The sequence below is a fragment of the Bradyrhizobium sp. genome (genome assembly GCF_017881085.1).
Lineage (GTDB): Bacteria > Pseudomonadota > Alphaproteobacteria > Rhizobiales > Xanthobacteraceae > Bradyrhizobium.
In genome coordinates this window covers 1-11,637 of record NZ_JADGRI010000162.1, presented here as the reverse complement: position 1 = coordinate 11,637, position 11,637 = coordinate 1, and the positions used below count along the sequence as shown (strand labels likewise).

At 64.8% G+C, this 11,637-nt stretch carries 9 protein-coding genes; 8 read left to right on the top strand and 1 reads right to left on the bottom strand.

Annotated elements, in window-relative coordinates; translation table 11 throughout:
* From QZ213_RS16250 to QZ213_RS16230, 5 genes are all read left to right on the top strand, one after another.
* A partial coding sequence (locus QZ213_RS16250) for a heparinase II/III family protein (RefSeq protein ID WP_291687110.1) occupies positions 1-1,111 on the top strand: 1,111 nt, incomplete at its 5' end.
* Between the two features lie 90 nt (positions 1,112-1,201).
* The gene (purH, locus tag QZ213_RS16245; RefSeq protein WP_291687109.1) at positions 1,202-2,794 is read left to right on the top strand and encodes a bifunctional phosphoribosylaminoimidazolecarboxamide formyltransferase/IMP cyclohydrolase; all 1,593 of its coding nucleotides are present in this window, start codon (positions 1,202-1,204) and stop codon (positions 2,792-2,794) included.
* A gap of 228 nt (positions 2,795-3,022) precedes the next feature.
* A complete protein-coding gene (locus QZ213_RS16240) occupies positions 3,023-4,072 on the top strand; it encodes an aromatic ring-hydroxylating dioxygenase subunit alpha (protein WP_291687108.1) in 1,050 nt (349 codons plus the stop codon).
* A gap of 4 nt (positions 4,073-4,076) precedes the next feature.
* Positions 4,077-4,832 (top strand): GntR family transcriptional regulator, encoded by a 756-nt coding sequence (locus QZ213_RS16235; protein ID WP_291687107.1) that lies wholly within the window; start codon positions 4,077-4,079, stop codon positions 4,830-4,832.
* A gap of 15 nt (positions 4,833-4,847) precedes the next feature.
* On the top strand, positions 4,848-5,837 hold the full coding sequence (locus QZ213_RS16230; protein ID WP_291687106.1) for a PDR/VanB family oxidoreductase: 990 nt from the start codon (positions 4,848-4,850) through the stop codon (positions 5,835-5,837).
* Here QZ213_RS16230 and QZ213_RS16225 read toward each other — a convergent pair.
* Positions 5,834-7,222, bottom strand: a complete 1,389-nt coding sequence (locus QZ213_RS16225; RefSeq protein ID WP_291687105.1) for an MFS transporter — start codon at positions 7,220-7,222, stop codon at positions 5,834-5,836. The genes QZ213_RS16230 and QZ213_RS16225 overlap by 4 nt on opposite strands.
* 133 nt (positions 7,223-7,355) lie before the next feature.
* On the opposite strand from QZ213_RS16225, the gene ggt reads away from it, so the two are divergent.
* The 3 genes from ggt to QZ213_RS16210 are packed head-to-tail and all read left to right on the top strand — an operon-like array spanning position 7,356 to position 11,457.
* Entirely contained in the window at positions 7,356-9,107 is a 1,752-nt protein-coding gene (gene ggt / locus QZ213_RS16220) for a gamma-glutamyltransferase (protein ID WP_291687104.1), read from the top strand.
* Between the two features lie 43 nt (positions 9,108-9,150).
* Positions 9,151-10,047 carry an NAD(P)-dependent oxidoreductase gene (locus tag QZ213_RS16215; RefSeq protein ID WP_291687103.1) on the top strand — a complete coding sequence of 299 codons (897 nt, stop codon included), beginning with the start codon at positions 9,151-9,153 and terminating at the stop codon, positions 10,045-10,047.
* A gap of 24 nt (positions 10,048-10,071) precedes the next feature.
* On the top strand, positions 10,072-11,457 hold the full coding sequence (locus QZ213_RS16210) for a serine hydrolase (protein WP_291687102.1): 1,386 nt from the start codon (positions 10,072-10,074) through the stop codon (positions 11,455-11,457).
* The last annotated feature ends 180 nt before the right edge of the window (positions 11,458-11,637 follow it).

The following is an 11,637-nucleotide window of genomic DNA, read 5'->3' as shown; positions in this document are numbered from 1 at the left end:
AAAACTCTCCGACGAATTGCAGCGCCAGATCCTGCCCGATGGCGGCCACATCTCGCGCAATCCCGGCGCGCTGATCGAGCTCCTGATCGACCTGTTGCCACTGCGGCAGACCTTTGCCGCCCGCAACATCGCGCCGCCGTCGGCGCTCCTGAACGCGATCGACCGCATGATGCCGATGCTGCGCTTCTTCCGCCACGGCGACGGGAGCTTTGCTCTGTTCAACGGCATGAGCAGCGCGCCGTCGGATATTCTGGCGACGCTGCTCGCCTATGACGACACCCACGGCGCGCCGATGGCGAACATGCCGCATACCGGCTATCAGCGCCTCGACGCCGGCGCGCTGACGGTCATCATGGACACCGGCCCGCCGCCGCCGCCGAGCGTCAGCCAGGAGGCCCATGCCGGCTGCCTTTCGTTCGAGCTGTCGTCAGGGCCGAGCCGGATCGTCACCAATTGCGGCATGCCCTCGACTAGCCGCGACAACTGGCGCGTCTTTGCGCGCTCGACGGCGGCGCATTCGACGCTGACCTATCACGCGACGTCGTCCTGCCAGTTCGTCGAACTGTCGGCGATGAAACGGCTGCTGCATGGCGCGCCTGTCGTCAGCGGCCCGTCGAACGTGGAAAGTTATCGCGAGGTGGTCGCCAACGGCGTGCTCTTGACGACGTCGCATGACGGCTATCTGCCGCGGTTCGGCGTGGTGCATCGCCGGGTGCTGATGGTCGCGCATGATGGCGCCAGACTCGACGGCGAGGATACCGTGGCGCCGGCGCCGGGTGCCCGCATCAAGGGCAACGAGACCGACTACGCGGTACGGTTTCATCTGCACCCTTCGGTGAAGGCGAGCCGGCTCAGCGACGCCCGCGGCGTCATGCTGGTGCTGCCGAACCGCGACGTCTGGACCTTCGAAGCGCTCGACGACAAGGTGGAACTGGAAGACAGCGTATTCCTGGCCGGAAACGACGGCCCCCGCCGCACCGCCCAGATCGTGATCCGGCAGGACTCCCGGCACGCCCCCTCGATCCGCTGGAGCTTTGTGCGCTCGACGACGTCGGCCTCGGCGACGTCCTCAAGGCGCAACGCCCGCCGCGAGCCGGAGTTGCCGCTGTAAATTGTGGCCAACAGTCAACAAACCGCTACCGCCGGTTTCGTGGCTGACAAAACCGTGCTACCCGGCGGTCCTATCATCTAGGACGAACATATGACCGAGCATCCGCGCCGCGTAATCCGCGCTCTGTTGTCCGTTTCCGACAAGACCGGCCTGATCGAATTCGCTCAGGCGCTTGCCGGCCAAGGCATCGAGCTCGTCTCCACCGGCGGCACCGCCAAGGCGATTGCCGCGGCGGGATTGAAGGTGAGGGACGTTTCGGAGCTGACCGGATTTCCCGAGATGATGGATGGAAGGGTGAAAACCCTGCATCCCAAGGTGCATGGCGGGCTTCTCGCGATCCGCGACAATGCCGAACATGCGCAGGCGATGAAGAGCCACGGCATCGCGCCGATCGACCTTCTGGTGGTCAATCTCTATCCGTTCGAGGCCACCGTGGACAAGGGCGCTGGCTTCGAGGAGTGCATCGAGAACATCGACATCGGCGGGCCTGCGATGATCCGCGCCGCGGCGAAGAACCATGATGACGTCGCCGTCGTGGTCGAGGCGCAGGACTACCAGGCGGTGCTCGACGAACTCGCCGCCAATGCCGGTGCCACCACGCTGTCGCTGCGACGGCGGCTGGCCGCCAAGGCCTATGCCCGCACCGCCGCCTATGACGCCGCGATCTCGAACTGGTTCGCGTTGCAGCTCAAGACCGACGCGCCGGACTACCGTGCTTTCGGCGGAAGGCTGATCCAGGCGCTGCGCTATGGCGAGAACCCGCACCAGACCGCCGCGTTCTACCGCACGCCCGACCAGCGTCCGGGCGTCGCCACCGCGCGGCAGCTGCAGGGCAAGGAACTGTCCTATAACAACATCAACGACACCGATGCGGCCTATGAATGCATCGCCGAGTTCGATCCCAAGCGGACTGCGGCCTGCGTCATCGTCAAGCACGCCAATCCCTGCGGCGTCGCCGAGGGTCCCGATCTCGGCACCGCCTATCGCAAGGCGTTCGCCTGCGACACCCAATCGCCCTATGGCGGCATCATCGCCGTCAACCGCACGCTCGATGCCGACACCGCGCGCGTCATCACCGAAATCCTCACCGAAGTCATCATCGCACCCGATGCGACCGAGGAAGCCATTGCGATCATCGCCAAGCGGCGTAACTTAAGGCTCCTGCTCGCGGGCAGCCTGCCCGATCCGCGCGCCTCAGGCCTGACGGCGAAGACCGTCGCCGGCGGCTTGCTGGTGCAGAGCCGCGACAACGCCGTGGTGGACGACCTCACGCTGAAGACGGTCACGAAACGGGCGCCGACCGAGGCGGAGCTGCGCGACCTCCAATTCGCGTTCCGCGTCGCCAAGCACGTCAAATCCAACACCATCGTCTACGCCAAGGATCTCGCCACCGTCGGCATCGGCGCGGGGCAGATGAGCCGGGTGGATTCCTCGCGCATCGCCGCGCGCAAGGCGCAGGATGCGGCGGCCGAGGCAAAACTCGCGCAGCCGATGACCGTGGGCTCCGTGGTGGCGTCGGACGCGTTCTTTCCGTTCGCCGACGGCCTGTTGGTCGCGATCGAGGCGGGCGCCACGGCGGTGATCCAGCCCGGCGGATCGATCCGCGACGACGAGGTGATCAAGGCCGCCGATGATGCCGGTATCGCCATGGTGTTCACCGGCGTGCGGCATTTCCGGCATTGATCCTGCCATCGCCCGGCGAACGCCGGGACAACCGACGTGGTTGCGGCCGAAGGTCTTGAGGTCCGGCGTGCGTCCGGCTTTGCGGCCTAAACTCCTCAGATCCCGCCAGTTTTTCATGTATGTATACCAAAGAAGCTAATTCGCCTTCCTTTTTGACGATAATGTTGTCGTAACAATAAAAATTGTATACATATGGGATGCATACGGCCGACCAACGAGGATTCCCGCATGGCCCAATCCTTCCCGATGAATGCCTGGTACGCCGCCGCCTGGGATGCCGATATCAAGCACGCGCTGTTTCCGCGGACGATCTGCGGCAAGCACGTCGTGATGTACCGGCAGGCCAACGGGCAGGTGACGGCGCTGGAAGACGCTTGCTGGCATCGCCTGGTGCCGCTTTCGAAGGGCCGTCTCGACGGCGATCATGTGGTGTGCGGCTATCACGGCCTGAAATTCAATTCCTCCGGCCGCTGCACCTTCATGCCGTCGCAGGAAACCATCAATCCGTCGGCCTGCGTGCGCGCCTATCCCGCGATCGAGCGTCACCGCTTCATCTGGCTGTGGATGGGCGATCCGGCGCTGGCCGATCCGGCGCTGGTTCCGGACATGCACTGGAACGACGATCCGGCCTGGTCCGGCGACGGCAAGACCATTCATGTCAAATGCGATTACCGGCTGGTGGTCGATAATCTGATGGACCTGACGCATGAGACGTTCGTCCATGGCGGCAGCATTGGCAATGAAGCCGTCGCCGAAGCGCCGTTCGATGTGGCGCATGGCGACAAGACCGTCACCGTGACGCGCTGGATGCGCGGCATCGAAGCGCCGCCGTTCTGGGCCGCGCAACTGCAGAAACCGGGACCGGTCGACCGCTGGCAGATCATTCATTTCGAGGCGCCCGGCACCGTCAATATCGACGTCGGGGTGGCGCCGGCCGGCACCGGTGCGCCGGAAGGCGACCGCTCGCAGGGCGTCAACGGCTATGTGCTCAATACCATGACGCCGGAGACCGCAACGACGTGCCACTACTTCTGGGCTTTCGTGCGCAACTATCGCCTGACCGAACAGAAAATCACTACGCAAATTCGCGAAGGCGTCGCCGGCATTTTCGGCGAAGATGAAATCATCCTCGAAGCCCAGCAGCGCGCGATCGACGAGAACCCCGATCGCGTGTTCTACAATCTCAATATCGACGCCGGCGCGATGTGGGCGCGGCGCATGATCGATCGCATGGTGGCGCGCGAAAACCCGTCTTCGGTGCTGCAGGCCGCGGAGTGAGCCGATGAGCGAACGCGACCCCGATCGCGCGGTATCCCAGACGGTGCGCGCCCAGCTGGCGCTGCGCGACCTGATCCTTTCGGGCCGGCTGCGGCCCGGCGAACGAATTTCGGAATTGGGAGCGGTCGAGACCACCGGCGTGTCGCGCACGCCCGTGCGCATGGCGCTGGTCCGGCTCGAGGAGGAAGGCCTTCTCGAAGCGATTCCGTCCGGCGGGTTCATGGTGAAGGCGTTCACCGAACGGGACATCCTCGATTCGATCGAGCTGCGCGGGGTGCTCGAAGGTCTTGCGGCGAGATTCGCCGCGGAGCGTGGCGTGTCGGTGCGCGATCTCGAGCCGCTGAAAGAGAGTCTTGCGGAGCTGGACCAGCTGGTCACGCAGGATCCGGTCTCGATGGAAGCGTTCTCGTCCTACGTTGCGATGAATGCCCGCTTTCACGCGCTGCTGACGGAACTGTCCCACAGCGCGCCGCTGATCCGGCAGATCGACCGCGCCTCCGCGCTGCCGTTCGCCTCCCCCAGCGGCTTCGTGATGGCGCAGTCGGTGCTGCCGGAAGCGCATCAGATCCTGATCATCGCGCAGGACCATCACCGCATCGTGGTCGATGCGATTGAAAACCGGGAAGGGGCGCGGGCGGAAGCCGTCATGCGCGAACATGCGCGCCTTGCCGCCCGAAACCTCCGGCTGGCGCTGCGCAACCGAACCCACCTGGATCTGCTGCCGGCACTGGCGCTGGTCCGCTCTCCCGTCGCCGAATAATCGTTCGAGGACATCATGCGATTTGCGCAGAAATGGACGACATGCAGGGTTCACGGGGTTCGCGACGTGACGCCCGCGATCCGCGAATTCGTGCTGCGGCCGGAGGGAACGGGCTGCGAACACCACGCTGTCGGCAGCCATGTCAACGTCGGCGTGCTGATCGATGGGCGGCCGGAGACACGCAGCTATTCGCTGGTCGGTGAGTTCAGTCCCGACGGCTACCGGATCGCCGTTCGGCGCGCACCCGACAGCCGCGGCGGTTCGCTTTATATGTGGGCGCTGAAGCCGGGCGCGCGCATCGAGGTGTCTACCCCGGCCTCGCTGTTCGAGGTCGACTGGTCGAAAAAATCCTATTGCCTGATCGCGGGCGGGATCGGCATTACGCCGATCGTCGGCATTGCCGGCGCGTTGATGCGCCGGAACGCTCAATTGGCGCTGCACTATGCCGTCAAATCGCGGCGCGATGCCGCGTTTCTCGCGGAACTCGCGGAGCTCGTCGGAGATCGGTTGATCATCCATGCCAGCGACGAGGGCAGGCGGATCGATCTGGATGAAACGTTCGGTCGGCTGCCGCAGGATTCGTCGGCGGTCGTCTGCGGCCCGATGCGGCTTCTCGAAGCGGCGCGGCACAGCTGGGCGTCGGCCGGGCGGGCGCCGGCCGACTTGCGCTACGAAACCTTCGGCTCGAGCGGGCTCTTGCCGACACAATCGTTTCGGGTCCGGATCGACCATTCCGGCCGGGAGATTGTGGTCGGCGACAACAAATCGATGCTGGATTCGCTCAACGAGGCCGGCTTCGAGGTGATGTCGGATTGCCAGCGCGGCGAATGCGGCGTCTGCGCGATCGACGTCGTTGCCGTGGACGGAAAGATCGATCACCGCGACGTGTTCTTCAGCGATCACCAGAAACAGGCGAGCGGCAGGATCTGTCCCTGCGTCTCGCGCGCCGTCGGCGCGATGACCGTAAATACGCTGTATCGGAGCGACGAACGACCGGGCGCTTAATCCTGATCCACCCGCGCCAACAGGACCAGTCCCGCGACGAAGAACAGCACCAGCACCGCCATGCCGGCCTTCTGGCTTGCGGTGACGGCGGTGATAACGCCGATCAACAGCGGCCCGACGAAGGATGTGATCTTTCCCGTCAGCGCGAATAATCCAAAATATTGCGCGATGCGGTCTTTCGGCGCCATGCGGATCAGAAGCGTCCGCGACGCCGCCTGCAGCGGACCCCCGGCGGCCCCAATCAGACATCCCAGCAGCAGATAGGCGCGTTCGGCCGGCGCGGCGAACAACGCGCCGCCAGGCGTCGGCGGCGCAACCCTAATGAAGAGGATCCGGTCCTTGTCCACCAGGAGGATCGCGACGACCGCAAACAGCAGGAGCAGCATGCTGCCCGCGATCACACGTTTCGGTCCGAGCTTGTCGTCGAGCCTGCCGCCGAGCCACGCCCCGAACGTGCCGGCGATGGCGAGAATGATCCCGAACGTGCCGATCTGAATCGTGTTCCAGCCAAAGGTGCCGGCGGCGTAGATGCCGCCGAACGCGAACAGCGACACCAGCGCGTCGGTGTAGATCATGTTGGCGAGCAGAAACGCGGCCAGCGATTTCTGCCTCGGCAATTCGGCCAGCGTCCGCTTCAGCCCGGTCAAGCCTTCGCGCACGGCGCCGCCGATCGGCCGTTTGGCGGGATAATCCGGCGTCAGCAGGAACATCGGCAGCACGAAGACCATGAACCAGATGCCGGTCAAGGGACCCGAGATGCGGTCGCCCTGATGGGTAAGGGGATCGAGACCTAACAGCGGCATGAAGCCGAACAGCGTGCGTCCGGTTTCCGGACTGGCGGCGAGAAAGCCGAGCACCAGGATCAGGCTCAGGATGCCGCCGACATAGCCGGTGGCCCAGCCGGTGCCGGACAATCGCCCGATCTGGTTCGGCGGCACCAGCGTCGGCATCATCGCATTGTTGAAGACGGTGGCGAATTCAGCGCCGATGGTCGCTAGCCCATAGGCGAGCAGCAGCGGCAAAATCACGCTCGGATCGCCGGGCTTGCCGAACCACATCAGCGACGCGCCTATCACCAGCATCGCGCCGAACGCCGCGATCCAGGGCTTGCGCCGTCCGCTGGCATCCGCGATCGCGCCCAAAACCGGCGACAGCAGGGCGATCAGCAGTCCCGCCGCCGCGGTCGCAAAGCCCCACAGCGATTGTCCGCTCGCAGCATCGGGGGCCACGTGGGTGGCGAAATAGGGAGCAAACACAAAGGTGGTGATCAGCGTGAAATAGGGCTGCGCCGCCCAGTCGAAGAAAATCCAGCTAATGACGGCAGCACGCGGCGGATAATTCTCTCGCATATCGGCAATGCGTGCATCTGTGGCAATTACCGCCATGCTCGAAAATATCCTTGATCAATCACGAGGAGGCGTTTTGCCTACCGCATCGGAACCCATATAGCATCCGTGGATATGACAGCCTTGCGAATTTTCTGGCGCCATATTGGCTCTAACCCGCGGCGGAATTTAGATGATCTTGTTTGCAACTGAACGGCGCCGGATCGTTGCGGCAGCAGTCCTGTTCATTGTCGCGTCTTGCCTGCCCGCGACCGCGCAGCAGCGGCGCGACATCTACACACCGCCGGCGCTGGATACCATTCATGCCGTCGCCGCCGAACACGGCATGGTGGTGGCGCAGGAAAAAAACGCGGCGCGGATCGGTGCCGCTGTGCTGCGGCGTGGCGGCAATGCGGTCGACGCGGCGGTGGCCACGGGTTTCGCGATGGCCGTGACCTATCCGCGCGCGGGAAACATCGGCGGCGGCGGCTTCATGGTGATTCATTCGGCCGATCATCACGAGGACGTCGCGATCGATTATCGCGAAACCGCGCCGGCCGCGACCACGCCCAACATTTTCCTTGGGGCGGACGGCAAGCCCGATATCGAGAAATCGCGGGACTCCGCACTCGGCATCGGCGTTCCCGGCACCGTCGCCGGCCTGACGCTGGCGCTGGAAAAATACGGCTCGGGCAAATTCACCCTCGCCGAATTGCTGCGGCCGGCGATCGAGGCGGCACGCAACGGCGCCCCGCTCGAAGACGACATGGCCGACACCTTGCCCGGGATCTACCGGCGGCTTGCGCGCTGGCCGGCGTCGGCGAAGATCTTTTCCCGCAGCGATGGCGGCCCGCTGCAAGAAGGCGATCTGTTGGTGCAGGGTGATCTGGCGGCGACCCTCACCGCAATCGCCGAGCAGGGGCCGCGCGGATTCTATGAAGGACCGGTCGCGGAAAAACTCGCAAAGGCGGTGCGCGACGCCGGCGGCATCATGACGCCGGAGGATCTGAAATCCTATGCCGCCGTGATCCGCACGCCGGTGCGTGGCAGCTATCGCGGCTATGATGTCGTCTCGATGCCGCTGTCCTCGTCCGGCGGCGTAGTACTCCTGGAGATGCTGAATATCCTCGAAGGCTTTCCGCTTTCCGGCATGAAGCAGGGCTCCGCGCCGGAGCTGCACGTCCTGATCGAGGCGATGAAGCGCGCCTATGCCGATCGTGCGCGCTATCTCGGCGATCCCGCCTTTGTCAGCGCGCCGGTGCTGGCGCTGACCTCGAAGGACTACGCGGCCAAGCAGCGAGCCTCGATCGATCTCGACCGCGCCACGCCGTGGACCGATGCGCTGTCGGCGCTGCCGCCGCGCGAAGGCAGCAACACCACGCATTTCTCTGTCGTCGACAGCCAGGGCAATGCGGTCAGCAACACCTATACGCTGAATTTCCCCTACGGCGTCGGTCTGGTCGCCGAAGGCACCGGCGTGTTGCTCAACAACGAACTCGACGATTTCACCGCAGCGCCCGGCGCCTCCAATGCGTTCGGCCTGGTCGGGTTCGAAGCCAACCTGCCCGGGCCCGGCAAGCGGCCGCTGTCGTCGATGTCGCCGACCATCGTGCTGAAGGACGGCAAGCCCGTGCTGGTGACGGGATCGCCGGGCGGCAGCCGCATCATCTCCACGGTGCTGCAGGTGATCGTCAATGTGCTCGACTACCACATGGATGTCGCCGCCGCGGTCGATGCGCCGAGGCTGCACCATCAATGGCTGCCGGACGAGGTCCGGGTCGAGCGCGGCTTTGCCGAGGACACGCTGGCCGGCCTGAAGGCCAAGGGGCACAAATTAGTCGAGCCGATGGGCCAGACCTCCGCCAATTCGATCGCGGTGACGCCAAACGGATTGCTCGGCGCCCCCGATCCGCGTACCCGTGGCGCGGAGGCGGCGGGACAATAGGTCCAAAAGCACAATCGGCGGGAAACACCGCGAGGGAGGAACGATGACATCGCTCAAGGGCAAGACGCTGTTCGTATCCGGCGGCAGCCGCGGCATCGGGCTTGCGATCGTGTTGCGCGCGGCGCGGGACGGCGCCAATGTCGCGATCGCCGCCAAGACTGCGGAGCCGCATCCGAAATTGAAGGGGACCATCTACACCGCCGCTGACGAGATCCGCGCCGCCGGCGGCAAGGCGTTGCCCATTCTCTGCGACATTCGAGAGGAGGCCCAGGTGATCGCGGCCATCGACAAGACCGTGGCCGAGTTCGGCGGCATCGATATCTGCGTCAACAACGCCAGCGCCATCAGCCTGACGAATTCGCAAGCAACCGACATGAAGCGGTTCGACCTGATGATGGGCATCAACACCCGCGGCACTTTCATGGTCTCGAAATACTGCATCCCGCATCTGAAGAAGGCGGAAAACCCGCATATCCTGATGCTGTCGCCGCCGCTCGACATGAAAGCAAAATGGTTCGAGCATTCCACCGCCTACACGCTGGCGAAATTCGGCATGAGCCTGTGCGTGCTCGGTCTGGCCGCCGAACAGAAGGCCGCCGGCATCGCCGTCAATGCATTGTGGCCGCGCACCACCATCGCCACCGCCGCCGTCGGCAATCTCTTAGGGGGAGACGCGATGATGCGCGCCAGCCGCACGCCGGAAATCATGGGCGATGCCGCCCATGTGATCTTCACAAAACCGTCGCGCGAATTCACCGGACAATTCTGCATCGACGACAAGGTGCTTTACGAAAGCGGCGTGCGCGACTTCGAGCCTTACCGCGTCGATCGGTCGGTGCCGCTGATGTCGGATTTCTTCGTGCCCGACGACGACGTCCCACCGCCCGGCGTTACCGTGATGGCGCTGCCTTCCGCTGGCGGGGTGCAGAAGTCGCGCTAGAAACGAAGCGGGACGGAGAGCGGTGTGGTTTCGCGAAAACTGTTCGTGTGGGCGCTGATTCTGGCCGTTGCGGTGGCGCTCGGCGTGGTCTACCGCCCCGATCGCGCCATCCGCGTGGCGACGAGCGCCGTCGCGGACGGCGTCTGCGCGAAGACCTTCGTATCGGGCCTCGATCCGGAGGCCGTATTCGCGGAGACCATGGATCGCCCCGGCATTCGGCGGTTGCGGCCGGGAATGCGATACCGGCTTGATCGCGCCGCCACGACCGTCGACGTTTCCGTGATAGGTCTGCTCGGCAGCCGCGCCGCCTTCCACGACGGGTTTGGCTGCGTGCTGCTGCATGGATCGAAAGATCCGTATCTGCTGCGAAGCGACGTTGAAGCGCTGAGGGTGCCGAGGAACCCGCCGCTGCTGCCGGAAATCGCCGGCCGCGGCATGGTCGAGCCCTCCGCGCCCGCCCTGAAGGCCGCGCTGGATCATGCCTTCGAGGAACCCGCCGAGCCGCCGTTCCGCAGAACCAAGGCGGTCGTGGTGGTGCGCGACGGGGGCGTGATCGCCGAACGCTATTCGGCAGGCGTCGGTATCGATACGCAGCTACCGGGTTTCTCCATGACCAAGTCCGTGGTCAACGCGCTGCTCGGAATACTGGCGCAGCAGGGCGTCCTGACCCCATCGATGCCAGCGCCGGTTCCGGAGTGGCGCGCCGCCAGCGATCCGCGCCATGAGATCGAGGTCGAGCACTTGATGCGGATGACAACGGGTCTCGCGCTGGATGAAACCAATTCCGGCTTCGATCCCTCCAACCTGATGTACCTGTACGACGACATGGCGGGCTTTGCCGCCAAGGCGCCGTTGATCGCGCCGCCGGCAACGCGATGGGCCTACTCCAGCGCTACCACGCAGATCCTGGCGCGGATCATCCGCGATGCCGTTGGCGGTCCCGAGAGGACGCTGGCGTTCGCGTGGCGCGAGCTGTTCAATCCGCTGGGGATGCGCAATGTGACGCTCGAATTCGACGCAAGCGGCACGCTGCAGGGCTCGGCCAACATGCTGGCGAGCGCCCGGGACTGGGCGCGGTTCGGCCTGCTCTATCTGAACGACGGCGAGATCGGCGGCCGTCGCATTCTGCAGGATGACTGGGTGGATTTTTCAGCTTCCGCCACGCTCGATACCGATTATGGCGCCGGCTTCTGGACCAACCGCAGCGAGCACCGAAATGCCAAAGGCCGTGTGCGCCTCGGTATTCCGCGTGACGCGTTCTTTGCATCCGGCAATCTCGGCCAGCGCGTCGTGATCATTCCATCGCAGCATCTGGTGGTCGTCCGGCTCGGCGATGCCGTCGACCCCACCGGCGACATAAGCGGCCTCGGCCGGCTGGTGAAGGAAGTGATCGCGGCGACGCAGCCTTGAGCGAGCGTTCTAGATCACTGACCCATTTAGGGTCGAGCGCCAATGGATGGCGCGTTCCTTCAGCAACGAATCCCTGACGTGAGGCAGTTCCTCGTCCTTCAACCGCTCGAGCGGCTCGAAGGCGAAGGCAGCGGCGCCGTGAGCCGCCCACGCGCTCTGCAATTCCCGGTTGGAATGGCC